This is a genomic window from Bacillota bacterium (assembly GCA_012842395.1).
In the GTDB taxonomy this organism is placed as follows: domain Bacteria; phylum Bacillota; class SHA-98; order UBA4971; family UBA4971; genus UBA6256.
In genome coordinates this window covers 191,281-216,018 of the sequence record DUSX01000002.1, presented here as the reverse complement: position 1 = coordinate 216,018, position 24,738 = coordinate 191,281, and the positions used below count along the sequence as shown (strand labels likewise).

The 24,738-nt window shown below is 62.4% G+C and carries 18 protein-coding genes and 4 tRNA genes; 1 reads left to right on the top strand and 21 read right to left on the bottom strand.

Annotated features, from left to right (window positions below; translation table 11 throughout):
• Window positions 1-199 precede the first annotated feature (199 nt).
• From rpoC to GX515_01140, 12 genes are all read right to left on the bottom strand, one after another.
• Window positions 200-4,075, bottom strand: a complete 3,876-nt coding sequence (gene rpoC, locus GX515_01195) for a DNA-directed RNA polymerase subunit beta' (GenBank protein HHY31625.1) — start codon at window positions 4,073-4,075, stop codon at window positions 200-202.
• A 24-nt stretch (window positions 4,076-4,099) separates the two neighbouring features.
• Entirely contained in the window at window positions 4,100-8,038 is a 3,939-nt protein-coding gene (rpoB, locus tag GX515_01190) for a DNA-directed RNA polymerase subunit beta (protein ID HHY31624.1), read from the bottom strand.
• A gap of 272 nt (window positions 8,039-8,310) precedes the next feature.
• Window positions 8,311-8,688 (bottom strand): 50S ribosomal protein L7/L12, encoded by a 378-nt coding sequence (gene rplL / locus GX515_01185; GenBank protein ID HHY31623.1) that lies wholly within the window; start codon window positions 8,686-8,688, stop codon window positions 8,311-8,313.
• Window positions 8,689-8,820: 132 nt separating this feature from the next.
• The gene (locus GX515_01180; GenBank protein HHY31622.1) at window positions 8,821-9,354 is read right to left on the bottom strand and encodes a 50S ribosomal protein L10; all 534 of its coding nucleotides are present in this window, start codon (window positions 9,352-9,354) and stop codon (window positions 8,821-8,823) included.
• 669 nt (window positions 9,355-10,023) lie between these two features.
• Window positions 10,024-10,734 (bottom strand): 50S ribosomal protein L1, encoded by a 711-nt coding sequence (gene rplA, locus GX515_01175; protein HHY31621.1) that lies wholly within the window; start codon window positions 10,732-10,734, stop codon window positions 10,024-10,026.
• Between the two features lie 192 nt (window positions 10,735-10,926).
• Window positions 10,927-11,355 (bottom strand): 50S ribosomal protein L11, encoded by a 429-nt coding sequence (gene rplK, locus GX515_01170; protein HHY31620.1) that lies wholly within the window; start codon window positions 11,353-11,355, stop codon window positions 10,927-10,929.
• 133 nt (window positions 11,356-11,488) lie between these two features.
• Complete coding sequence (gene nusG, locus GX515_01165) at window positions 11,489-12,154, bottom strand: transcription termination/antitermination protein NusG (GenBank protein ID HHY31619.1); 666 nt, start codon at window positions 12,152-12,154, stop codon at window positions 11,489-11,491.
• Between the two features lie 82 nt (window positions 12,155-12,236).
• Window positions 12,237-12,437, bottom strand: a complete 201-nt coding sequence (gene secE / locus GX515_01160) for a preprotein translocase subunit SecE (GenBank protein HHY31618.1) — start codon at window positions 12,435-12,437, stop codon at window positions 12,237-12,239.
• A gap of 269 nt (window positions 12,438-12,706) precedes the next feature.
• Window positions 12,707-12,856: a 50S ribosomal protein L33 gene (gene rpmG / locus GX515_01155; GenBank protein HHY31617.1), complete on the bottom strand. Its 150-nt coding sequence runs from the start codon at window positions 12,854-12,856 to the stop codon at window positions 12,707-12,709.
• A 396-nt stretch (window positions 12,857-13,252) separates the two neighbouring features.
• Window positions 13,253-13,328 (bottom strand) — tRNA-Thr (locus tag GX515_01150).
• A gap of 14 nt (window positions 13,329-13,342) precedes the next feature.
• Window positions 13,343-13,419, bottom strand: a tRNA-Gly gene (locus GX515_01145).
• Between the two features lie 15 nt (window positions 13,420-13,434).
• A tRNA-Tyr gene (locus GX515_01140) sits at window positions 13,435-13,520 on the bottom strand.
• A 539-nt stretch (window positions 13,521-14,059) separates the two neighbouring features.
• Here GX515_01140 and GX515_01135 point away from each other — a divergent pair.
• Complete coding sequence (locus GX515_01135) at window positions 14,060-15,364, top strand: cysteine desulfurase-like protein (protein HHY31616.1); 1,305 nt, start codon at window positions 14,060-14,062, stop codon at window positions 15,362-15,364.
• A gap of 949 nt (window positions 15,365-16,313) precedes the next feature.
• Here GX515_01135 and GX515_01130 read toward each other — a convergent pair.
• The 9 genes from GX515_01130 to murA all read right to left on the bottom strand — a co-directional run bounded on the left by GX515_01130 (window position 16,314) and on the right by murA (window position 24,609).
• Window positions 16,314-16,388, bottom strand: a tRNA-Thr gene (locus tag GX515_01130).
• 234 nt (window positions 16,389-16,622) lie between these two features.
• Window positions 16,623-17,279 (bottom strand): RNA polymerase sporulation sigma factor SigH, encoded by a 657-nt coding sequence (sigH, locus tag GX515_01125; protein ID HHY31615.1) that lies wholly within the window; start codon window positions 17,277-17,279, stop codon window positions 16,623-16,625.
• 102 nt (window positions 17,280-17,381) lie between these two features.
• The gene (locus GX515_01120) at window positions 17,382-18,758 is read right to left on the bottom strand and encodes a hypothetical protein (GenBank protein HHY31614.1); all 1,377 of its coding nucleotides are present in this window, start codon (window positions 18,756-18,758) and stop codon (window positions 17,382-17,384) included.
• Between the two features lie 4 nt (window positions 18,759-18,762).
• On the bottom strand, window positions 18,763-19,599 hold the full coding sequence (gene rlmB, locus GX515_01115) for a 23S rRNA (guanosine(2251)-2'-O)-methyltransferase RlmB (protein ID HHY31613.1): 837 nt from the start codon (window positions 19,597-19,599) through the stop codon (window positions 18,763-18,765).
• On the bottom strand, window positions 19,586-20,320 hold the full coding sequence (locus GX515_01110; protein HHY31612.1) for an FAD-dependent thymidylate synthase: 735 nt from the start codon (window positions 20,318-20,320) through the stop codon (window positions 19,586-19,588). The genes rlmB and GX515_01110 overlap by 14 nt, the downstream gene beginning before the upstream one ends.
• Entirely contained in the window at window positions 20,317-20,739 is a 423-nt protein-coding gene (locus GX515_01105) for a ribonuclease III (protein ID HHY31611.1), read from the bottom strand. The genes GX515_01110 and GX515_01105 overlap by 4 nt, the downstream gene beginning before the upstream one ends.
• Entirely contained in the window at window positions 20,736-22,244 is a 1,509-nt protein-coding gene (locus GX515_01100; protein ID HHY31610.1) for a cysteine--tRNA ligase, read from the bottom strand. The genes GX515_01105 and GX515_01100 overlap by 4 nt, the downstream gene beginning before the upstream one ends.
• A 119-nt stretch (window positions 22,245-22,363) precedes the next feature.
• The gene (locus tag GX515_01095; GenBank protein ID HHY31609.1) at window positions 22,364-22,945 is read right to left on the bottom strand and encodes a septal ring lytic transglycosylase RlpA family protein; all 582 of its coding nucleotides are present in this window, start codon (window positions 22,943-22,945) and stop codon (window positions 22,364-22,366) included.
• A 392-nt stretch (window positions 22,946-23,337) separates the two neighbouring features.
• Window positions 23,338-24,609: a UDP-N-acetylglucosamine 1-carboxyvinyltransferase gene (gene murA, locus GX515_01090; GenBank protein ID HHY31608.1), complete on the bottom strand. Its 1,272-nt coding sequence runs from the start codon at window positions 24,607-24,609 to the stop codon at window positions 23,338-23,340.
• Window positions 24,610-24,738 lie beyond the last annotated feature (129 nt).

Genomic DNA, 24,738 nt, shown 5'->3' with positions numbered 1-24,738 from the left:
GCGTCTTCTCTCCTCCCTGGAGATCCTCTCCCAGACCCAAGACACCCGAGGACACGGCCTTTTCGCACACGTTCACATTTTAGCATCGCCCCATAGCCCTGTCAAGAATACTTCGCGGCTTTGGAGGTTTGCACAGAGCTCTGTTTCCAGGGCCTCACGGCCCCCTTCCTCGGGCGTCATCGACCTTTCGGCCGCACGCTCACGCCTCACCGTGCCCGGCGCCGTCCTTCGTCTCGGCACTTGCCTCCGCCTGTGAAAGCTCCCCGAGTGCCTCGCTCGTCGCCCCGGGCGCAGTGCCTACTGACTCTAAGGTGGGACCGCCAGCGTCGTACACGTCCTCGAGGAGATCCGATCTCTCGGCGGCTTCAGCCTCTCCCGGCGTCTCCGCCTCGCCATCCTTGCCTGTCTCAGCCTCGACGCCTGCCTCAGGCCCGACAGGTTCCGTGGGCTCCGTCACCGCTTCGACTGGGGCGGCCTCCTCCTCGCCTATCCGGACTTCCTCAGGCAACAAAAGCTTGACGTTCCGGTAGCGGGCCATCCCGGTCCCGGCGGGGATGAGCTTTCCTATAATCACGTTTTCCTTCAGCCCGATCAGGGGATCGGTGCGCCCCTTGATCGACGCCTCGGTGAGCACCCGCGTCGTTTCCTGGAACGACGCCGCCGACAAGAAGCTGTCGGTCGCGAGGGACGCCTTCGTGATCCCGAGGATCACCGGCCTCGCCGTGGCCGGACGGCCGCCAGCCTCCACAACCCGCCGGTTCTCGTCCTCGAAATCGAACATGTCCACAAGCCCGCCCATGAGAAGGTCGGTGTCGCCCGGGTCATCCACACGCACCTTGCGAAGCATCTGGCGGATGACCACCTCTATGTGTTTGTCGTTGATCTCCACTCCCTGCGACCTGTAGACATCCTGCACCTGGCGCACTAGGTAGTTCTGCACGGCCCGGACGCCTTTGACCCTCAGGATGTCATGGGGATTCAATGACCCCTCGGTGATCTGGTCGCCCGCGTACACCCTGTCGCCGTCCTTGACCTCGAGCCGCGCGCCGTAGGGCACCGTATACACCTTTTCCTCGCCCTCATCGGTACGAACGATAACCTTCCGCGTGCCCTTGGCCTCCGTGATACGCACCACGCCGTCCACTTCGCTAATGATCGCCTGGCCCTTGGGCTTCCGGGCCTCGAAGAGCTCCTCCACCCGCGGCAGACCATGGGTGATGTCGTCGCCTGCCACGCCGCCAGTGTGGAACGTCCTCATGGTGAGCTGCGTGCCGGGCTCGCCGATGGACTGAGCTGCGATAATGCCGACGGCCTCGCCCACCTCAACCATCCTTCCGGTTGCAAGGTTGCGGCCGTAGCACCTCGCGCACACACCACACCTGGTGCGGCAGGTAAGCGGCGAGCGCACCTTGACCTCCTCGATGCCCGCAAGGTCTATCGCCTTGGCATGCTCCTCGAGGATCTCCTCGCCCGCCTTCACGATCACCTCGCCGGTCTTGGGGTGCACGATGTCCTCGGCGGCGACCCGGCCCAGGGCTCGCTCACGCAGGGTCTCGACCACATCATCGCCCTGCCGGATGGCGCTGACCACTATGCCATCGTCGGTCCCGCAGTCTTCCTCGCGGACGATCACGTCCTGAGCCACGTCCACGAGACGCCGAGTCAGATAGCCAGAGTCGGCGGTCCGGAGCGCCGTGTCCGCAAGACCCTTGCGTGTGCCGTGGGTTGAGCTGAAGTACTCGAGCACTGTCAGACCCTCACGGAAGTTGGCTTTGATCGGGAAGTCAATGGTCCGTCCCGACGGGTCAGCCACCAGCCCCCTCATGCCTGCAAGCTGGCTGAGCTGCGAGATGTTGCCTCGGGCACCGGAGGTCGCCATCATGTAAACCGGATTGAACTTGTCGAGGTGGGCCAGCATGGCCTCCTGGACCTTCTCGCGCGCCTCGGTCCAGCGGTCGATCACCAGCTGGTACCGCTCGTCGCTCGTGATGAGCCCCCGCTTATGCTGCTGCTCGATGGCCTCGACCTTCTTTTCGGTCTCCCGGATGATCTCTTGCTTCTCCGGGGGTATATTGATATCCTCGATGCCCACGGTCGTTCCGGACTGCGTCGCGTACCGGTACCCGATCCGCTTCAGGTTATCGAGGATCTCCGCGGTCTTCGTGTTCCCGTACTTGCGCTGGCACATCGCCACCAGCTGCGCGAGGAAGCCCTTGCTCGTCGGCCGAGTGGTGGGAGCCTCCTGCATCCAGGCTGTGAGCGGCTTGCCCCCCTGCACATCAATGATGGTTCCGGTGAACACCGTTTCGTCCACCGCGTTCTCCACGGCGTCATTGATGTACGGGAAGTCGTCCGGGAATATCGTGTTGAAGATGAGCTTCCCGACTGTGGTGACGAGAAGCTTCCTCTTCTTGTCTTCCTCGCTCATGCCGAGGACGTTCTTCCCCGCAGGCATCCTCACAGCTACGCGCGCATGCAGCGACACAGCGCCCTCACTATACGCCATCATCGCCTCGTCGGGGCTGCCGAAGATCTTGCCCTCGCCTTTCGCGCCCTGTTGCTCCAACGTCAGGTAGTAACAGCCGAGAACCAGGTCCTGCCCGGGAGTAGCAATGGGCTTGCCGTGCGCGGGCGACAGGAGGTTGTTCACCGAGAGCATCAGAAGCCTCGCCTCGGCCTGCGCCTCCGCGGAAAGCGGCACATGCACAGCCATCTGGTCGCCGTCAAAGTCCGCGTTGTACGCCGCGCACACCAGCGGGTGGATCTTTATGGCCTTGCCCTCGACGAGCACGGGCTCGAACGCCTGGATGCCCAGGCGGTGCAGGGTCGGCGCGCGGTTTAGGAGCACCGGGTGGTCCTTGATGACCTCCTCGAGCACGTCCCACACCTCATCGCGGACCCTCTCCACCATCCGTTTGGCGCTCTTGATGTTGTGGGCGTAACCCCGGTCCACCAGCTTCTTCATGACGAAGGGCTTGAAGAGCTCCAGCGCCATCTCCTTGGGAAGGCCGCACTGGTGAAGCTTGAGCTCAGGCCCGACAACGATGACCGACCGACCCGAGTAGTCAACGCGCTTGCCGAGGAGGTTCTGGCGGAAACGCCCCTGCTTCCCTTTGAGCATGTCCGAAAGGGACTTGAGAGGACGGCTTCCTGGGCCGGTAACCGGCCGCCCGCGCCGCCCGTTGTCGATGAGGGCGTCCACGGCCTCCTGAAGCATGCGCTTTTCGTTTCTCACGATGATGTCGGGCGCCTTGAGCTCCAGAAGCCTCTTCAGACGGTTGTTCCTGTTGATGACCCTCCTGTAAAGGTCGTTGAGGTCTGAGGTGGCGAACCTCCCGCCGTCCAGCTGCACCATCGGACGGAGGTCAGGGGGGATCACCGGGATGACGTCGAGGACCATCCTCTCCGGCCGGTTTCCGGACTTGCGAAACGCCTCCACGACCTCGAGGCGCCTTGTGGCCCGCAGCCTCTTCTGGCCTGAGGAATCACGTATCTCGGCGCGCAACTCCTCCGCGAGCTCGTCGAGGTCGATCTCCTCGAGCAGCTTCTTTATGGCTTCCGCGCCCATGCCAGCCTCGAACAGGTTTCCGAATCGCTCGCGGTACTCGCGGTACTCCGCCTCCGAAAGCAACTGCTTCTTTGTGAGCGGAGTGTCTCCCGGGTCGATCACGATGTAGGACGCGAAGTAAACGACCTTCTCGAGGGCGCGCGGAGACATATCGAGGAGCAAGCCCATCCGGCTGGGGATACCTTTAAAGTACCATATGTGCGTCACAGGCGCCGCGAGCTCGATGTGGCCGAGACGCTCACGCCGCACCTTGGAACGGGTCACCTCGACGCCACACTTGTCGCAGACGATTCCCTTGTACCGGACCCTCTTGTACTTGCCGCAATGGCACTCCCAGTCCCTGGTGGGCCCGAAGATCTTCTCGCAGAAAAGTCCCTCGCGCTCGGGCTTGAGCGTCCGGTAGTTGATCGTCTCCGGCTTCTTCACCTCGCCACTCGACCATTGCCTGATCTGCTCAGGGGACGCGAGGCCAATACGGATCTTGTCGAAGTTGTTGACGTCTAGCACCGGCCTCTCCTCCTCTCCTGCATGCTACGCGCGCTCGTCGTCATCGTCATCGTCGCCGTCGTCGGAGTCATCCACGTCATCATCGAAAACGTCTCCCAGCTCGTCGTCCTCGTCATCTTCGATGTAGCCGGAGGTATCCTCGTCGTCCTCAGCCACGCAGAAGTCTTCTTCATCCGTTTCCTCAGCAGGCTCATCGTCCTCGCTCTCGACATCGACCTCGTCAAGCTCGCCGACGATGTCATCGTCGTCTTCGAGCCCGCCGGGGCCACCCACGCCGCGGGCGGCTCGCCGTCTGCTTTCGAGAACCTCCGCCTCTTCGGCGCCCGCGATTTCCTCGGTAGCCTCGTCTATCTCCTCGTTGCCTTCCTCGTCCTCACCTTGGCCGGGAGCAGGGCCCGCGTGGATCGCCATCGCAAGAGCGTCCTCGTCCTCCTCAGTCTCAGCACCGGCCTCGTTCGATTCCTCGAGGAGATCCGCCTCCGACCGCCGCGCGCCGAACAGGCGCTCCTCGGGCGAGAGGTCATCGGTCTCCCTTCCCTCGATGTCGATGCCGAGATCCCTGGCGGTGTCCACGATGTCGTCGTCGGACTCGCCGATCTCGATCTCGCGCTCATCCTCGCTGAGGACCTTGACGTCCAGCGCCAAGCTCTGCAGCTCCTTTATGAGCACCTTGAACGACTCGGGCACGCCAGGCTCGGGCACATTCTCGCCCTTTACGATCGCCTCATACGTCTTGACGCGGCCCACCACATCGTCGGACTTCACGGTAAGAAGCTCCTGAAGGGTGTAAGCAGCCCCGTACGCCTCAAGGGCCCATACCTCCATCTCACCGAACCTCTGCCCGCCGAACTGTGCCTTGCCCCCCAGGGGCTGCTGGGTGACAAGGGAGTAGGGGCCGGTGGACCGCGCGTGAATCTTGTCATCCACGAGGTGTAGGAGCTTCATCAAGTAGGCGTACCCAACCGTAACCGGGTTATCGAAGGGCTCCCCCGTACGGCCGTCGTACAGAATCGTCTTGCCGTTTGCCGGAAGCCCGGCCTTCTCGAGCGCTTCCAGGATCTCCTTCTCCGTAGCGCCATCGAACACGGCGCTTGCCACGGGCGTATTCTGCACTTTGGCGGCCCACCCCAGGTGTGTCTCGAGCACCTGACCGAGGTTCATTCGAGACGGCACGCCGAGCGGGTTCAAGACCACCTCTATCGGCGTCCCGTCAGGCATGAACGGCATATCCTCCTCAGGCAGGATTCTTGCAATGACTCCCTTGTTTCCGTGGCGTCCGGCCATCTTGTCGCCCTCGGATACCTTGCGCTTCTGCGCGATGTAAACGCGGACGAGCCGGTTAACCCCGGGGCCTAGCTCGTCGCCGGCCTCACGAGAAAACACGTAGACCGCAACGACCTTCCCGGATTCGCCGTGCGGCACCCTCAAGGAGGTGTCCCTCACCTCACGGGCCTTCTCGCCGAAAATCGCCCGTAGGAGACGCTCTTCCGCAGTGAGCTCGGTCTCACCCTTGGGCGTCACCTTCCCGACCAGTATGTCGCCGGGGCGCACGTACGCACCCACGCGGATGATCCCCCGCTCGTCCAGATCCTTGAGGGCTTCCTCCCCCACGTTCGGGATATCCCTCGTGATCTCCTCGGAGCCGAGTTTAGTGTCGCGCGCCTCGCACTCGTATTCCTCGATGTGGATGGATGTGAAGGTATCCTCCTTGACAAGCTTCTCGCTGATGAGGATGGCGTCTTCGTAGTTGTACCCTTCCCAGGGCAGGAACGCGACGAGCACGTTTCTTCCCAAGGCCATCTCGCCGTTATCGGTCGAGGGCCCGTCAGCGATCACGTCCCCGCGCTCGACGCGGTCCCCCTTCTTCACCACAGGCTTTTGGTTTATGCACGTTCCCTGGTTAGACCTCGTGAACTTCAAAAGCTTATATGTGTCGGTCGTGCCCGCGTCCGTCTCCACGATGATCTCGTCGGATGCTACGCGCACGACCCGCCCCGGGTTCCGCGCCAGTACCACGGCACCGGAGTCGATGGCCGCCTTGTACTCCATGCCCGTGCCGACCAGCGGCGCCTCCGTGCGCACGAGCGGGACCGCCTGGCGCTGCATGTTTGAACCCATGAGCGCGCGACCAGCGTCGTCGTTCTCTAGGAAGGGGATGAGCGCAGTCGCGATACTGACGATCTGCTTCGGCGAGACATCCATGAAGTCGACCTGCTCGCCCGGCACCTCGACGATCTGGTCCTTGTACCTGGCTGCCACCTTCGGATTCGCGAACGACCCGTCGTCGTTGAGCGGCTCATTCGCTTGGGCTATCACGTATTTGTCCTCTTCATCGGCGGTGAGATAGAGGATCTCATCCGTGACCTTCCCATCAACGACTCTTCGATAAGGCGTTTCGATGAAGCCATACTCGTTTATGCGCGCATACGTGCACAGAGCCCCGATGAGCCCGATGTTTGGACCTTCGGGCGTCTCCACGGGACACATGCGCCCGTAGTGCGAGTGATGGACGTCCCTTACCTCGAACCCAGCGCGTTCGCGGCTGAGCCCGCCAGGCCCCAGAGCCGACAGGCGCCTCTTGTGCGTGAGCTCGGCCAGAGGGTTGGTTTGGTCCATGAACTGCGAAAGCTGGCTCGAGCCAAAAAACTCCTTTATCGCCGCAACCACGGGCCTGATGTTGATGAGCGTCTGCGGGGTGATGACGTCTACATCCTGGATGGTCATGCGCTCCCTAACGACGCGTTCCATCCGGGACAGGCCGATCCGGAACTGGTTCTGCAGTAGCTCTCCGACGGATTTCAGCCGGCGGTTGCCGAGGTGATCTATGTCATCGATGTTCCCCACACCACGGATCAAGCCGAGCTGGTAGTTCACCACTGCCACTATGTCCTCGCGCGTGATGGTCTTCACATCGGGCGCGGGAGCGCCGTTGTCCAGTACCTTCATAGGCCTGCCGTCCGCATCCGCCACCACAGCTTCGAGTACCGTGCCTCTGTTTTTCTCGGCAACACGCTGGATAGCCATGACAGCCTTTCGGTCGACCTTCTGCCCGGCGTCAATGACCACCTCACCAGTGGAAGGATCGACAAACGGCTCGAGCAGAGTGCAACCGACGAGCCTCTCGGTGAGCGAGAGCTTCTTGTTCAGCTTGTAGCGCCCGACAGCGGCGAGATCGTACCGCCTCGGGTCGAAGAAGAGCGTCTCGAAGAGCGAACGCGCGCTCTCCTCGGTCGGCGGCTCGCCGGGGCGCAAACGTTTATAGATCTCTATCAGGCCGTCCGCCTCGGATTCGGTGTTATCCCGCTCCAGCGTGTTGCGTATCGCCTCGCTGTCACCCAGAAGGTCGATGATCTGGGCCTCGGTCCCGTACCCGATGGCACGGATCAGGGCAGTAACAGGGATCTTCCGCGTGCGGTCCACACGCACCCAAATGCATTCCTGTGAGTCCATCTCCAGCTCCAGCCAAGCCCCTCTGTTCGGGATGACGCTGGCCGAGTAAAGAGCCTTGCCGTTAGGGTCGATGGTCCGGCCGTAATAGACGCCGGGCGAGCGGACCAGCTGGCTCACGATGACCCGTTCCGCGCCGTTGATGATGAACGTGCCTTTGTCTGTCATGAGCGGAAACTCGCCCATGAATACCTCTTGCTCCTTGACCTCTCCGGTCTCCTTGTTGATGAGCCGGACCCGCACTTTGAGCGGTGCCGAGTACGTCACGTCCCTCTGCTTGCATTCCTCCACCGAGTACTTGGGCTCGCCGAGCGAGTAGTCCACGAACTCGAGGACGAGGTTGCCGGTGAAGTCCTGGATTGGCGATATGTCCCGGAACGTCTCGAGCAGGCCTTCGGAAAGAAACCACTCGTAGGATCTTTGCTGGATCTCTATGAGGTTGGGCACGTCAAGCACTTCATTGATCTTGGAGAAACTGAGCCGCTGCCGCCTGCCGACCTGTGTCATAACAGCCATCCCGTCACGCTCCTATCTCCCACCGAATGTGAGCGGATGACAACACTATAAGCAGGTCACGGAGTGTTCCCTGCTGTCAGGACCTGAGAAATTCGCTTTGCGTGAAGGAAAAGAAGGGTCTCATGTAGTATTACTAGATTAGATGAATAGCATGCGCCCGAGTTAGGTTGCCGCATTCTTTTATGGTAGCAGAGGGCTTCGCTGCTGTCAAGCATAAAAGGGGCGCCCGTGTGTTTCCGCGGACGCCCCTTGTCCTTTCATGCCGGATCCTGTCACTTTATCTCCACGGTAGCCCCTGCTTCTTCGAGTTTCGCCTTCATTGCCTCGGCCTCTTCCTTCTTGACGCCCTCCTTCACCGGCTTCGGCGCGCCCTCCACAAGGTCCTTGGCTTCCTTCAGCCCGAGGCCCGTAAGCTCCCGGACGACCTTGAGCACTGGGATCTTCTTGTCGCCCGCGGTCACTAGGATGACGTCGAACTCGGTCTTCTCTTCCACCTCGGCCGCTGGAGCCGCCGCCACAGCAGGCCCGGCAGCGACCGCGACAGGCGCAGCCGCGCTCACCCCGAACTTCTCCTCGATCGCCTTGACGAGCTCCGAAAGCTCAAGCACGGTCATATTGGCAATTGCCTCGATGATCTCTTCTTTCGTCATTGTCTGTTCCTCTCCTTTGCCAGTGTTCTGCTGATCCCTCTGATGGGGCGATAGGATCTCTCACGAGTCTTGTGCGCCATCGTAACGCCTACTCGAACCGACTCGCGCCATCATGCATATACACGCCAGAGCTTACGCCGCCGCGCCTTGCTCCTCTTTCTGACGCTTCACAGCATCGATAGCATAGGCGAGATTGCGGATGGTGCCCGCGAGAGCACGGGCCAGCCCTGATATCGGCGCCGCCATGGTCGCCGCAACGCGGCCCAGCATGACCTCACGCGACGGCAGCTCGGCGAGGCTCCGCACGTCGTCGGGCCCGATGATCTTACCCTGCAGCGCACCGCCCTTGATCTCCATCTCCTTGTGCTCTCGGGTGAACTCCGAGATCACCTTCGCGGGCGCCACCGGGTCACCGCTCGCAAACGCAATGGCGGTCGGTCCCTCGAGATATTGCTCCAAGCCCGCGAGACCCACCTCTCGCGACGCGATTCGGGCCAACGTGTTCTTCACGACCTTGAACTCGGCGCCCGCTTCGCCTAGTTTCCTCCGGAGCTCGGTCATGGCCGCCACGTTAAGCCCACGGTAATTCGCAAGCACGACAGCCTGCGACTTCGACAACATCTCCCGGATTTCCTGTACCGCAGCCTCTTTCTCCGGTTTTGGCATTCAGACTAGCACCTCCTTTCACTTTCACAACGTCCTCAGTATCATCACGAGATCCGCAGCGCATTGACGCACAGCACCCGTATCCGACTGCCCAGGGACAGCGCGGGCCCTCCCCCATCCCACCAGGGAGTCGCCCGGCCCCCGCGTCGCCCCAATGACGACGCCTCCTCCGCGCTCGCGGCCTCCCGTGCGATTTCGAGGCGCGTCGCAGGACCGCAGGAGCAGCGCCGGATGCCCGATGATCCCGATGACACAGGCACAAGGGTGCGACGGATTGTCGCACGATCCCGCGATCCAAAAAGGCCCCCGCAAGACATGCGGGGGCCTTTTGACAAGCGCTCATACACCGACGTGCGCCGACCGGATGCCAGCTGCCGTAGGACCGTGCGTCATCCCGTCCCGTCAGCGCTGTCATCGATCGCACATCGTCACGTATCTGTGACCTGACGCCTGTCCCCCGACCTCGGCGGGCGAGCGCACCCGGAGGGCGTCGCAGCCCGGGGCGGCCCATTAAGTTCGAGCCCGTCGGCGGTCTCGATGACGACGCCGAACCCTCTCGAACACCCGCTGTCTTGGGTCATGGAAATCGCGTTTCCACAGGTTCGCTGAATATGAATATCAAGTTGTCTCAGGTACCGTGAGCCGCGCGATACGCGATACGCGGCACCCTCATTTCTCCGCCGAAATCGTCGTTGCCTGCTGCGGGCTCACTTTGACTCCAGGCCCCATGGTGGTTGAGAGAACCACGCTTTTGATGTACGTGCCACGCGCGGTAGCAGGCTTCGCCTTGACCAGTGCGTCCATCAACGCACTCAGATTCCCGAGAAGCTGCGGCGCCCCGAACGAGGCCTTCCCGATGGGAACGTGCACGATGCCGGCCTTGTCGGCCCGGTATTCCACTTTACCGGCCTTGATGTCTCGGATGGCCTTGGCCACCTCGAACGTGACCGTACCTGTTTTCGGGTTGGGCATAAGGCCCCGCGGGCCGAGGATGCGGCCAAGTTTGCCAACGATGCCCATCATGTCCGGCGTTGCGACCGCGACGTCAAAGTCCATCCAGCCGCCTTGCACCTTTTCCGCGAGGTCCTCTGCACCGACATAGTCTGCCCCCGCGGCCTCAGCCTCCTTCGCCTTCTCGCCCTTGGCGAACACCGCGACCCTTACTGCCTTGCCGGTGCCGTGCGGAAGCACAACCGCCCCTCTCACCTGTTGATCAGACCTTTTTGGGTCTATTCCAAGCCGCACAGCAGCTTCAACAGTCTCGTCGAACTTCGCAGTCGCGGTCTTCTTGACGAGCTCCACGGCCTCGGACGGTGAGTAGAGCCCCTGCTTATCGTACTGCTTCAAGGCTTCCTCATATCTCTTGCCACGTTTTGCCATAACCTAAACCTCCTTGTGGTACAAGCGGATTGCTCCTCCCACTGAAATCTTCTCGCGAAGACCGCTGCTCTCGCCTGTCATGGCCGGTCTTTGAGCCTTGGCGCGCCGGATTCCAGCGCGCCTTGACGAGCTGTGACCTTGCCACGACCATCTCAGGAGCCGAGACGGAGCTGAGACGCGATGCCTCAAGCCCTACGCCTCTATCTCCACGCCCATGCTCCGCGCCGTCCCGGCGATCATCCGCTCCGCTGCCTCAATGGTGGTGGCGTTCAGATCCTTCATCTTGAGCTCAGCTATCTCACGCAGCTGGGCGCGGGTAAGCTTCGCCACTTTCTCCCTATTGGGTTTCCCGGAGCCCTTCTCGATGCCCGCGGCCTTTCTGATGAGGAAGGAGGCCGGAGGCGTCTTGAGCACGTACGTGAACGATCTGTCCTCGTACACGGTGATCTCCACCGGTATGATCGTGCCAGCCTGCGCCGCGGTCTTTTCATTGAACGAGCGCACGAACTCCATGATGTTCACGCTGTGCTGCGCGAGCGCTGGTCCAACCGGTGGCGCAGCCGTGGCCTTGCCGGCGGGTATTTGCAGCTTAACGATCGCCGCGACCTTTTTCTTGGCCATGAGATATGTCCCTCCTACGCGATCCCAACACGTGACATGGGTTTGACCCCGATGACGTCCGGGTGACACCAGCTAGGCCGACCACGTGTGGGCATTCAACTTACGGTGCCTGCCGCGCGGTTGCCCTGGGCTCCTATAGCTTCTCGATCTGGCTGAAGTCTAGTTCCACTGGCGTGTCGCGACCGAACATCGACACGAGCACCCGGGCCTTTCCCTTATCTGGCTGGATTTCCTCGATTATCCCGGAGAAATGCTGGAACGGACCGGAGATCACGCGCACGCCCTCTCCGACCGAGAAGTCGATCCTTGGCCGGGCCTCCTCGACACCGATGCGTCTGAGTATGTCGTGCATCTCCGTCTCCTGGAGCGGGACCGGCCTCGAGCCCGAGCCCACAAACCCGGTCACACCCGGGGTATTTCGGACAACGTACCAGGAGTCGTCCTCCATCACCATCTCGACGAGCACGTACCCCGGGAAGATCTTCTTTTTTATGACCTTTTTCTTGCCGTCCTTGAACTCGTACTCCTCTTCAGTCGGGACAAGGACCCGGAAGATCTTGTCTTCCTTCTCCATGGTCTTGACCCGCCGCTCGAGGTTGGCCTTGACCTTGTTCTCGTAACCTGAGTAAGTGTGGATCACGTACCATTTCTTATCGGGATTCTCAGGCTCCGAGGGCCTGTTGCCAGAGCCAGTTGCCTGCTCACCGGGCCCCGTCCCGTGGTCGCCGGCCCCCGCCTCCTGGCGCGGCGGGCCTTCCTCTAAAGAAGCAGCGAGTTCTCCTTCAGCAGACCGGGTTATCTCTCTTTCCTCCACCTCACGAGGGGCTGCATCGCCTAACGACCGCGCAGCCCTCCACCCCCTACTGAAGTTTTATCGCGCACTATCGAATGAACAGCGCCAGACCCTGCGAAAACAAGAAATCGATGAGACCGATGAACGCGCTGGCCACCACAACCACGGTGACCACGACCACGGTCGAAGACACAAGTTCCTTTCGATCGGGCCATGATACCTTCCTCATTTCGGCCCTGACCTCTCGAAGGAACTTCCCGATGCGGCCAAGCCTGTCTTTGATCTGCATAACCGCTCCCTTCCTCGTCCCTTCGTCGCCCGCCGGCCCGAACACGGGCGCCCCGACAAGCCGGCGAATGCCTAACGGATCACCCGACCCCATGCTGCCTAGCTGCACCGGATCCGCGAAACGAGCGCCAAATCCGCCCAGCGTCAGCCGCTTTCACCCGTTTCCGCGCCGGACATGACGCCCACTACGTCGCGCCTGACGCCTGTCACCGCGCGCCCTCTCCTCCGCACAGCCGCGAAACGCGAGGAGGAAAGCAGGGACGTCGCCCCTTACCGGGTCTCCTTGTGGACAGTGTGAGTGCGGCAGAACTTGCAGTACTTCTTTAGCTCAATTCGGTCGGGGTCGTTCCGCTTGTTCTTCTCGGTTCGGTAGTTCCTCTGCTTGCATTTGGTGCACTCAAGAGTGATGCCCTCGCGCACTTCCCTACACCCCCTGGTACGTCACTCCTAGAATCTAGCATACCGCGCCAGGCATGTCAATAACGCACTGGCGCCAGCCGGACGCACACGCAGACTGGCGGCTGTCCGAAGGCAGGAAATGGTTGCGGCCCCGCAGGCACTTGCACACGCCCTCGGTTTCCCTAAGGTCCCGCAAGCCCGGCAAACCCTGTGTGGTGTCGCGGGCCGGCAGCGCGCCTGGCACAGAGCCACCAACCACCGAGGTCCCGACCTGCCGCCGCTGACACGTAAACGTGCCGACCGCGGATACCCGAGGATACCCGAAGTAGGACACCAGGCGGCCTAGCCGGCCGCAAGACAGGCGGCGGTACAACAAAACAGCGCCATAGACAGAGGCGCCTAGCGAGGCTAAAAGACTGGAGCCCACGGCCGGAATCGAACCGGCGACCCCATCCTTACCATGGATGTGCTCTGCCTGCTGAGCTACATGGGCTCCTAAACATAACCTGGAGCGGGAAACGGGACTCGAACCCGCGACATTCAGCTTGGAAGGCTGACGCTCTAGCCAACTGAGCTATTCCCGCTCGCCACAAAAGAACTGGTGGAGAGGGGTGGATTCGAACCACCGAAGGCTGAGCCAACAGATTTACAGTCTGCCCCCTTTGACCAGCTCGGGAACCTCTCCACAAAACATCTCGACGACTTCTCGACTCAACGCGGCCCGCGACCGCACAATTGGGGCACGTGCCTAGGGCACATTCATGGGATTCAGCGCGGACCCGGGGTGCTCATCACAGCATCTGCGCCCCACCCTGAGGCAACGCCCCGCGCTGCGTTTATTATATTACCATAGAGACCACCCGTACGCAAGTATCATCCGCCTCGTGTGTGCCTTCTAGCCGCCCCGCGTGGGCACGCTGACGAGCCACGCACTAGGCGCGTCGGGCGCGTCACGGCGCGACCTTCGCTTCGGCCGCAAGGCCGCACGGACGTGTCCAGTGACTTGTGCCGCCGACAGTGGGGTGATCGCGGCATCGCCGGCAGCAGGACTCGCGGCATCCCCGCCGAAGACATGTCATGAGCCACCTAAGCGAACGCGCAGGTTCAGACCGCGTGGCGGGAAGCGGTTAGGCGCCAAGCGCTGAGGCCGGCCCATTGCGCACGAATCCTGCGACGGTCTGGAAGGCACATGAAGGACAGGAATCGAGAAGGAGGCAGCAGCTCATGAGCGTCGATCTCTCTTCGTGCAGGAGGGAATTCCCATCGCTTGCGCTTCGGGTGAACGGAAACGTTGCGGCCTATTTCGACGGCCCAGGCGGAACCCAGGTGCCGACAAGGGTGATCGAGGCGGTCACGCGGTACTTCAGAGAAGCGAACGCGAACTGCCATGGTGAGTTCGTGACCAGCCAGCGCACAGACGAAATCATCTCGGCAGCGCGGCAGGCTGTGGCAGACATGCTCGGCGCCGTCTACGCCGACGAGATCGCGTTCGGTCCGAACATGACCACGCTGAACTTCGCGCTTTCGCGTGCCATAGGACGCGCGCTCGCGCCCGGTGATGAGATCGTCATCACTGACCTTGACCACGAGGCGAACCGCAGCCCCTGGCAAGCTCTTGAAGAGAAGGGTGTGGTTGTGCGATCCGTGCGCGTGAACATCCCCGAGTGCACACTCGACTATGACGACCTGGAACGGGCGATCACCGACCGAACCAAGGTTGTGGCGCTCGGGTACGCATCGAATGCGGTGGGAACCATCAACGACGTGAGGCGCGCATCTGCCCTCGCCCACTCCGTCGGGGCTCTGTGCGTCGTTGACGCGGTTCACTATGCACCGCACGGCGTGATCGACGTACGTGACATCGAATGCGACTTCTTGTTGTGCTCCGCTTACAAGTTCTTCGGGCCGCACATAGGCATCATGTACGGTCGGCGCGACGTGTTCGGGCGCCTGGTCACATACAAGGTACGTCCGCAGAACCCCGCCGCTCCTTACAAGATAGAGACAGGCACCCTCAACCACGAAGGCATAGCCGGTGTTATCGAGGCTTTGGAGTTTATAGCCAGCCTCGGTGACGCTGCTGAGGGAGTCGAAGGACATAACGACGGCGCTAAGACTGCCCGGGGCCTGCAGGCTCATCCGGAAGGGGCGAGCGAACGGAGTGAACGGAGGTCACGCATCCTCGCGGGCCTACGCGCCATCGAACTGCATGAGCGGCCGCTTTTCTCCAGGCTCATGGACGGGCTGGCAAGCATCCGCAAAGTCACTGTATATGGTCTCCCCGCACAAGCCGAGCGGACGCCGACTGTGTCGTTCACGATAGAAGGACGGCGCCCGTTGGACGTCGCGAGATTCCTCGGGCAACGCGGTATTTTCGTATGGCACGGCGACTTCTATGCCACGACCTTGATCGAACGCCTGGGCCTCGCCAAGGCCGGCGGCGTTGTGAGGGTCGGCATGGCGCCTTACAACACCATGGAAGAAGTGGAGCGCCTGCTCGAAGCGGTCGAGGAGTTCGCAAGGCACTGACGATAGGCATGACAGACCCACGGCGGGTGTAGCCAAGTCGTCGCGTCGCACGACGGGACGAGGCCGCGCCTGAAGAGGCGACGCAAAAGGCTCGGGTTACTCGGCCCGCTCGGGTCAGCTGGGTTGGCTGGATTGGTTGGGTTAACTGGGTTAGTGGACCCGAGGTCTGGGAATACTCAGGATCGAGGGGACTCCTGGAGACATATCCCGCGGGACGTCTTCCAGGCCATCTCCTCGAGCGCCGGACAAGACGCCTCGTACAGCGTCTCCCGGACCTTTCGAAGTCTGGGCCACGTCTCCCGAGATGCGCGACCAGGCCACTGAGGCGATGGCGCCTGCAAGAAGGTGACTGGCGACATCTGCTGCGGCGCGGTGCCCGGCGCTTCCTTCTATCCACGTCTGCAGAGAATGCCGCGGATCCCACCGAGAGAAGCACACGGCGTGTGCCCGAGAGCAATTGCAGGAGGGCTGGCCGCAAAACGCATTCTCCCGGCACGCGGCAAGGGATGGGTGTTTTCTCATTTCTTCCCATTGTGTCTTCCCATCGCGACCGCCCAGAGACACCGGGGTCACGGAAGAAGGGAAAGTGGCAGCGGTTTGGCGGTGGTGACCAGCCCCTTTCGAGGTCGCAACAATTGAGGGTCCACGACCTGCGGCACACAAGCGCGGCCTTGCTCATCACGGCGCGGGTGCCGATCAAGACAGTCTCGGCCCGTCTCTGGCATTCAGGGACGGGGATTGCCCTCGATCTGCATGGGCACGTGCTGGATGAAATGGAGGATGAGGTGGGGCCACTACGGACACCCTCTTCCCCGCACCTGCCGCTCCAAGAAAGAAAGCGCAGCCCTCGTAGCTGCGCTTTTGTGACGCGGTGAATGCGTTTTCACCCGATTTGCACCATGCCCGGGCCGCGAATGCCGGATACTGGCGTCGAAACCCCCAAAATAGCTGGAGCCGACGGGCGGACTTGAACCGCCAACCGGCTGATTACAAATCAGCTGCTCTACCGTTGAGCTACGTCGGCACCACATCGAGCATGCGTCATGTCGGCATGCCAATGTCGGAGGTGTCTTTCAGAGCGATCCGCTTAGGATCTTAACCCGTCTCCGCCGCCGTGTCAAGCGGCCCGCTCCAGTATCTGGCAGCCACATCCCTCACGTACGGCCATCCGCGCCTCCAGAGTGTTTCTCACTGCGGGCCGCGCGCAAAGCCAAGAGCGCGCCCGCCGGCGATGCGCCGTGGCATTGGTCCCCGCCGACTAGATCGCTTCGTTTCTCTTTTCTATGTATCGCTCGAGCTTGCGCTTGACGCGCTGCAGCGCGTTGTCTATGGATTTCACGTGTCTATGTAGCTCGCCCGCGATCTCTTGATAGGACTTCCCGTCCAGATACGCCGAAAGTACCTTCCATTCGAGGTCGCTGAGGAACTCGCCCATTTTCGACTCGATGTCCATGAACTCTTCCTTGCTTATGACGAGCTCCTCCGGGTCGGTGACCTTCGTGCCCGACAGCACATCGAGCAAGGTGCGGTCAGATTCCTCATCGTATATGGGTTTGTTGAGCGAGACGTACGAATTCAGGGGGATGTGCTTCTGTCTGGTTGCGGTCTTTATCGCAGTTATTATCTGTCGGGTTATGCAGAGCTCCGCGAACGCTCGAAACGACGCCAGTTTATCGCTGCGGAAATCCCTGATGGCCTTGAAGAGCCCTATCATGCCCTCCTGAACGATGTCTTCGCGGTCAGCACCGATGAGAAAATAGGAGCGCGCCTTGGCGCGGACGAAGTTCTTGTACTTGTTGATCAGGTACTCTTCGGCGGATCTTTCCCCGCATCTCGCACTCTCGACAATTTCCTCGTCGAGCATGTCATCATACGCAGAAGATGGCTGGCGCTGCGGTTCAGCATTCACTAGCATCGCCCCCTGGTGTGATGTCGCTCGACCTACGTAGAAATTATACACTTCCGTTCGTGGACAAGTCAAGGAATCGCCCCGCTACCGCGAGCCGCTGCAACGGCGTCAACGCTCTTGCGCGCCCCGCGGCGTGTTGCGAGGCTTCGTCCCGACACGGATCACGGTGTCCTCGGCGCGGTACCTGTCCCTCGAGAGCACCTCCCGTCTTTCGACCCGTCCTCCCACGATCACGAGCCGCTCCGTCACCACCTCACAACCGGGAGCACCTTCTCTTTCCACCACGCGTTCGCCCTCCGCAAGCTCCGCGTCTGGTATCTCACGCACGCCCGGCTCGATGCTCTCCAGGTGTGAGGCCACGATGCGCACCTCCCGGTCCTCTGGCCGGTCGCCGAATATGCTCACAGTGATCCTGTTCCCGACCACCTGTGAGAGGATGAGAACGGGCGTCTTTCCAGTGTTACGGAACCTGAGATCCTGCCGGCCATAGTAGACCGTCGCGTCGCGCCCAGGCGGGACGTATCCTGTCAGCCTGGAATGGCTCTGCCTCACTGTGATTCTCATGTCAGCGAGCAGGGCAGCGTTGTACAGCGTTGACGAGACCTGACAAACGCCCCCGCCGATCCCCGGCCTAAATTCGTCCTCCACGATCTCGGGCGCTTCCAGGAACCCGAACTCACGTGTCCGCGGCCCAACCACCTCGTTGAATGAGAACTCCTCCCCCGGCCGCACCATCACCCCGGAAATGCGCCCCGACGCGAGGCGGATGTTGTGAGCCCTGTTCTCAAGCTGGGGATCGAAGGTTGTCGAGTAAGAGGAAACAAGCTCTCTGATGCCGAGGTCCGCGAGGTCTCCAAGGGTGGTGAGAGGCCGCACATCCCTGGAGTTAAGGAATACTGCGGAGCGCTCCACGAGGGCCAGCGCCTCCTGTATTCGTGCTACCGCCTGCGCAACGTCTAGCCTCCGCCCCTGCCTCTCGGGCACGGGACGTCCCGTCCGCACGTCGAACGTGGCATTCCGTGCCTCGACGTTGATCTCCGCGGCCAGGGTCAAAACCGCCTCAAGCAGCCGGTCCTCGTCCACGTACGTGACCACGCCCACGTTCCGCCCGGCCAGGGCAGCCGCTGCGAGCTCCTGCACCCTCCGCGCCACGCCCCCTCTCCTACCCACTTCCATGAGGCGCCTCGCGAGCTCGTCGGGGTCGCACTCCGCACCCAGACTCTTAAGGTCGCGCTCCCAACGTTGGTCTCTGTGGATCAGCACGATCGGTTTCTCATTCGCGAGGGCCGCCACGCGCGCCGCAATGTCGGCCACCTCAGCCGAAGTCGCCCCGCCAACCTCGAGGCCCCCGAGACACACCCCGGGCGCAACCCGTCCTCCGCTTCCACAAAAGAACGCGCCCGCACCGAGGGCCGTCCCGGCCACTAGGCAGGCGCCTACCAGGATGATTCCGCAGACAACTCTAGCAAGACGGAGCCTCACCACAAGGTTAGTCCCCTCTCGCCGCCTCCCGCTGACGCAGTGCCTCAAACATGACAACCGCAGCGGCGACCGATGCGTTCAGAGACGACACCCGGCCGGCCATGGGGATCCTCACAAGGAAATCGCACTTCTCCGCAAGCAAGCGCGATATCCCGCCCCCTTCGGACCCGATGACAAGCGCGACCCTGCCCGTGAAGTCCGCCTCGTAGATGGTCGTGGTGGCTGACGCATCGGCACCGAAAACCCAGAAGCCGTGCTCCTTGAGCCTTTCCACCTCGCGTGCGAGGTTTGCGGTCCTGGCGCACGGGACATACTCCACCGCGCCTGCGGACGCGCGAGCCACAGCGGCTGTTAGGCCGCACGCTCTGCGCTTGGGCACGATCACACCCGTTGCGCCCACGGCATCGCACGTCCTGATGATGGCCCCCAGGTTGCGCGGATCCTCAATCCCATCGAGCACGACGATGAGCGCCTGCCCGGTCCCTTCGGCCAGCTTCAGGAGGTCGTCCACCTCGTGGTACCTAGCGGCCGCTCCCACGGCCACCACGCCCTGGTGAGGCTGCCCGTCCACGAACGCATCCAGCGCAGACCGCCCAGTTTCTATCACAGGCACGCCTGCGCCGCGCGCGAGGGACCTGACGAGCGTGGCGAACCCGGGCTCAATCCCTTTAGCGATCATGATCTTCGTGAGCGGGCGGCCAGACCGAAGCGCCTCGATGACGGGGTTGCGGCCCATGAGCGTGGCCCCGCGCTCACGCTCTTCCGGCGCTGCCACGGGCCTGCCGCGTTCGCTTTCTTCAAGGGGCCGACTTCGTCTCGGGCGGCCCACTTCACCCTCTCCCATCGCCACCGGCCCCGCTGTTATTCTTCGCGACATCCGCTGCCGCTATGAGATGTCGGCTTGCCTGCTCCACCCGGCCGCAGGACATCTTGCCTTCCGGGCAGTAGCCCCGCATCTCGCAAGGTGGACCCACCCATGAAAACAACCGCGGCGCGACTTCCCGGACGCGTTCGAGCATCTCCTTGGCAAGCTCACGTATCTCCCACTGCGCCCGTTCGCAAAGACGCCGTTCGAAGAAATTGTAGAGGCTCCGGCAATTCATGGTCATCACGAGCCGCGTTTCACACGCGTTCGGCAGGACAAATCTCGCGTCCTCCCTGGGCACGAGCTTCGCAAGCTCCCGGTACGTCTCGCGAGCCTCCTCCATATGCCGTTCGAAGAGCGTCCGCGCCCTGGGGTTCGCCGCAACCGAGGGGGGAACAACATAGGCAAAGCCCTGTTCGTTCACGTAGCGTTGGGATTGCTGTGAATACGATGCTATGCGGTGTCTCACGAGCTGATGGCTGAGAGCTCGGCTCACGCCCTCAATGGCGAACGTAAACGAGGCATGCTCAGTAGGGGAGAGATGTCCCGCCTCGATGATGGTCCTAATGAGTTCGCCCACCTTCTCGTCGGATAGCCCCTCCGTGAGCTCGGCGGCTTCGAGCGCGGAGTAGCACTGCCTCGCCGCGACCGCCACGACCCTTTCGGGATTCGGTGTGTGACTTACTAGTACGACTTTCATTGCCCCGGACCTCCCGGAGGCGCGTCCGCAATGGTCAGCGCCTTTTCGATCACCTCTCGGAGCCGCTCCTCGCGGCCCAATAAGTAAAGATATCCCAGCACAGCCTCGAATCCCGTGGAATGCCTGTAGTCGAGGACCGCCGCGTTCCTGGGGCCACGGCCGGTATGGGCATTCCGCGCGCGCCTTGCCACCTCCAGCTCATCTGAACGGAGAAACGTATCTAGCTGCGCCAGGGTGCGGGCCTGGGCTTTCGCGCTCACCCGCATGACAGCCCCCCTATGCAGCTCGTCGAGGTCGCGCAGGCCGCCCTGCACGAGGCGAACGCGGACGTAGAGCTCGTACACAGCGTCGCCGACGTAAGCCAGCACGCCTGCGGGGAGCCTCTCCACTTGGTCAGCCCTGGAGGTCGGTGTCGTCATCTCTCGCGCTTCCACACCGTGCCCGACGGGGTATCTTCGAGTATGATCCCCAAGTCGCGAAGGCCGCCCCGTATCCTGTCCGCGAGCGCCCACTCTCTCTTGGCGCGAAGCTCCCCGCGCACGTCCACCAAGAGCTTTACAAGGCCTTCCACGGTCTCGGCCTCCCCGCTCGTGCCGCCGTCTCCCTCCTCGCGGAACAGGCCGAGGATGCCGCCGAGCTCCTCCATGGCACCCACCGCAAGCTGAAGCGCCGAACGGTCCACCTCGCTGCCTGAATGCAACACATCGTTGACACACCTCGCGAGGTCGTGGATCGCCGCGAGCGCGACAGCGGTATTGAAATCGTCGTCCATTCCCTGTATGAACTTCTCCCGTGCCCCGCGTGCGGCTTCGGAGAGTTCATCGGTTGGTGAGTTTTCCGCCCGAGTCGCAGCCTCGTCGCGCGCTGCGGAGGCCGCCGGCGTTACGCCGGGCTCTGTGCCGTCCGCGTGTCCTCCACGTTGCGGGGCCGCGAGGCAACGCCTCGCCGCTTCCAACGTGGCGCGCAGGCGCTCGTAGGCCCTGCGGGCCGAATCGAGCTCGTCGGCACCGTAGTTCGCCGGGCTGCGATAATGCCTCGATGCGAAATAATACCTGATGACCCCTGGTTCGTACTCGCGCAGCACGTCGCGCACAGCGAAGAAGTTCCCGAGCGACTTGGACATCTTGGCGTCGCCCACGTTGAGCATGGCGTGGTGGACGAAGTAGCGCGCGAAGGGCTCCTGACCCGTATAGGCCTCGGACTGCGCTATCTCGTTCTCATGGTGCGGGAATATGAGTTCGTCGCCGCCCCCGTGAAAGTCGAACCCGCTCCCCAGGTACTTCAGTGCAAGCGCGGAGCATTCGATGTGCCAGCCTGGGCGCCCCGGGCCCCACGGGCTTTCCCATGCGGGCTCGCCCGGCTTCGAGGCTTTCCAGAGGGCAAAGTCGATCGCGCTCCGCTTCTTCGGGTTTACTTCTACGCGGGCCCCCGCCAGCATCTCATCGGGAGACCGCCGCGAGAGCTTCCCGTAGCTTGGAAACCGTGCGACATCGAAAAACACATCGCCATCCGCCTGGTAAGCATAGCCTTTCTCAACAAGGCCGGCTATGACACGAATGATGTCCTGTATATGGTCAGTGACCTTGGGGAACACATCGGGCCTCTGGACACCGAGCCTGTCCATGACGTCCAGGAAATCTTCGTGGTACTGCGTGGCGATGTCCGCCGGCGTGGTGCCCCGTTCGTTCGCTTTGGCGATTATCTTGTCGTCCACGTCCGTGACGTTTTGGACGCAAAACACCTCGAAGCCCCGCCATTTAAGATACCGCCTGACCGTGTCCCAGAACACGTATTGGCGGGCATGACCCATGTGCGTGTAATCGTATGGCGTGATGCCGCATTGATATATGTCCACCCGCCCGGGTGTGCGAGGGACGAAATCCTGCTTTGTCCTGGTGAGCGTGTTGTACACGCGCAGCCCCATCTCGGTCCCTCCTTCCGTATCTCTCAAAGACCCAGTGGAGTCCATGTTTGCTCGGCCTATGAATTGCCCAATACGCCAGGGGTGCGGGAATTCCTCCCGCACCGTCCGGCCTCCCTAATTCATTTCGCACTCAGGACCTCGATTGCCACTGGGGCGACTCCTCGCTCGATGAGATCGATGGCCTCGGCGGCAGCTCTCGAGAGGTCGATGTCACGACCGGCGATGTACGGCCCCCTGTTGTTGATCCTGACCGTGACCTGTTTACCATTGGAGAGATTCGTGACTCGAACGAGGGTCCCGAACGGCAGGGTCCTGTGAGCAGCCGTGAGGCTGTTCTCGTCGTAAACCTCACCCGTGGCCGTCGGCCGCCCATGCCAGCGACCCCCGTACCAGGAGGCACGCCCGATGAGAACGGTCCTTCCCCTCTCTCCGTCGAGGGACACGAGATGACCGCCGTTCTCGCTCAGCACGGAGACACCGCAGGCGGCCCGGATATTGTTGGCCCATCGCAACGCTAGGTCGTAACACGAGCTGCCGTTCGCCCCGCCATGCTGAGGGTCTACCGTGACAACGAGCAGGTCTCCGGCAGCCACCGCGAAGCTGCCCCGGACGATAGCTGGCTTCACAGCCTCCGGCCCCGCACACTCAAGGCCCCTGCGAAGTCTCTCGGCAACGGCGCGCGCCCGCTCTTCAGCAGACATGCCACCAGACCCCGCGCGGATGCGGATCGCGACCTGTCCGTTCACAGTCACCTCCCACACCCCGGCCTGGCCTGCCGACTCCCCGACCTCAACCGCGGGAGGACGCGCGGCCGTGGGCGCCACGTCGGCGGCAGCCGTGGCCGGAGCCCCGGCCCCAGTCCCGGCTCCGGCGACCGTCGTCGCCGCCGTACTACTCGCCTCCCGCGCGCTCGCCCCTGCGATCGCGCCCGCCCACGATGGCCAGTCCACCACAGCAAGCCAGCCGCAGATGACCAGCATAGCTGCGGCCGGGCGCACGAGACGCGCCATCAAGGACACAGAGGCCTTTTTCGCCGCGCGCAGCGCATTGCCGCGCATTCGTATGCCCGGAAAACAAGCAAAGAGACGCAGACTCACGGATCATCCCCGTCCTTGATCCTCTTCACGCAGGCCCCCAACGAGGCGAGCTTCTCTTCTATCCGGTCGTACCCTCTATCTATGTGGTGAATCTCACGTATCTCCGTATCGCCCTCAGCAACGAGGCCCGCCAGCACCAGGGCGGCCCCTCCACGGATGTCCCTGGGACATTCCACCGGAGCACCAGTGAGTTTCTCGACACCCCGCACGATTATCGTGTCCCTGTCCACCTGAAGGTCCGCGCCCATCCTGCGGAGCTCATCAGCGTAGCCGAACCTGTTCTCGAACCGGGTCTCGGTAACCGCGCTCACTCCCGTGGCGCGCGTCATCATCGCAACGAACTGGGGCTGGAGGTCTGTGGGAAACCCGGGATACGGCTGCGTCTCGACGTTCACGGCGTTGCAACGCTGAGGCCCGCGAACCCGCAGAACGGACTGGTATTCCTCGACGGCAGCTCCCGCCGCCTGAAGCTGAATGATGACCGTCCTGAGGTGTTCGGGCACAGCGTTTTCGATGGTCACGTCGCCGGACGTCATGGCTGCCGCTATGGCGAGCGTGCCCGCTTCCAGCCTGTCGGGGATGATCTCGTGTCTCGCTGAGGATAGTCGATCGACGCCGTCGATCCTTATGGTGCTCGTGCCCGCGCCTCGTATGCGCGCGCCCATAGAGTTCAGCAAAATCGCAAGGTCGACGATCTCGGGGTCGCGGGCGGCGTTTTCCAGGATGGTGGTGCCCTCCGCAAGGCTCGCCGCGAGCAACATGTTAACGGTTGTGCCGTGGCTTGCCTTGCCCACGTAGAAACTGGTCCCTCGCAGCCGCTTCGCCCGCAGCTTGACGTACCCGTGCTCGACGGCAACCTCGGCTCCGAGGGCCCTGAACCCATCGAGATGAAAGTTGATCCCCCTTGCGCCTATTACGTCCCCGCCTGGGAATGGAACTTCTGCAGCCCCAAGACGCGCCAGCAACAGCCCCGCCGCGTAAAACGACGCTCGAAGGCGCCTCACGAGCTCGTACGAGGGTCGATGGTTCGTGATGTTGGAGCCGTCAACCTCGACCTTGCCTGGCCCAAGGAACCGTATCTTGGCTCCGAGCTCCTCCAGGATCTGGCATTGCACCAGCGTATCCGTATAGTTGGGAACGTTGTCAAGAACGGTCTTTCCGACCCCGAGCGCCGCCCCGGCGAGGATCGCGAGAGCGCTGTTCTTCGAGCCGGTCAGCCGAACCGAACCAGAAAGCTTGTTTCCCCCGGTCACCACCAGCTTTGCCACGACAACCCCTCCACAGCTCCGCTTCCCACACGGGGGCACGACGAGCCGGCCAGTCGCAGTCGGCCAACCGTGCTCACGATGACCGCCAAAACCTTGGCGTACGTCCCATGTCACGGGGTCGGCGGCGAT

Bases quoted from the DNA above. Each gene is read 5' to 3' on its own strand.
- rplL (HHY31623.1), bottom strand. From the start codon at position 8,688: ATGACGAAAGAAGAGATCATCGAGGCAATTGCCAATATGACCGTGCTT.
- rlmB (HHY31613.1), bottom strand. From the start codon at position 19,599: ATGGGAGAGGGTGAAGTGGGCCGCCCGAGACGAAGTCGGCCCCTTGAA.
- rplK (HHY31620.1), bottom strand. From the start codon at position 11,355: ATGGCCAAGAAAAAGGTCGCGGCGATCGTTAAGCTGCAAATACCCGCC.
- GX515_01095 (HHY31609.1), bottom strand. From the start codon at position 22,945: ATGTCTGCTGAAGAGCGGGCGCGCGCCGTTGCCGAGAGACTTCGCAGG.
- GX515_01110 (HHY31612.1), bottom strand. From the start codon at position 20,320: ATGAAAGTCGTACTAGTAAGTCACACACCGAATCCCGAAAGGGTCGTG.
- rplA (HHY31621.1), bottom strand. From the start codon at position 10,734: ATGGCAAAACGTGGCAAGAGATATGAGGAAGCCTTGAAGCAGTACGAT.
- GX515_01135 (HHY31616.1), top strand. From the start codon at position 14,060: ATGAGCGTCGATCTCTCTTCGTGCAGGAGGGAATTCCCATCGCTTGCG.
- secE (HHY31618.1), bottom strand. From the start codon at position 12,437: ATGCAGATCAAAGACAGGCTTGGCCGCATCGGGAAGTTCCTTCGAGAG.
- sigH (HHY31615.1), bottom strand. From the start codon at position 17,279: ATGCTAGTGAATGCTGAACCGCAGCGCCAGCCATCTTCTGCGTATGAT.
- GX515_01105 (HHY31611.1), bottom strand. From the start codon at position 20,739: ATGACGACACCGACCTCCAGGGCTGACCAAGTGGAGAGGCTCCCCGCA.
- rpoB (HHY31624.1), bottom strand. From the start codon at position 8,038: ATGGCTGTTATGACACAGGTCGGCAGGCGGCAGCGGCTCAGTTTCTCC.
- GX515_01180 (HHY31622.1), bottom strand. From the start codon at position 9,354: ATGCCAAAACCGGAGAAAGAGGCTGCGGTACAGGAAATCCGGGAGATG.
- GX515_01100 (HHY31610.1), bottom strand. From the start codon at position 22,244: ATGGGGCTGCGCGTGTACAACACGCTCACCAGGACAAAGCAGGATTTC.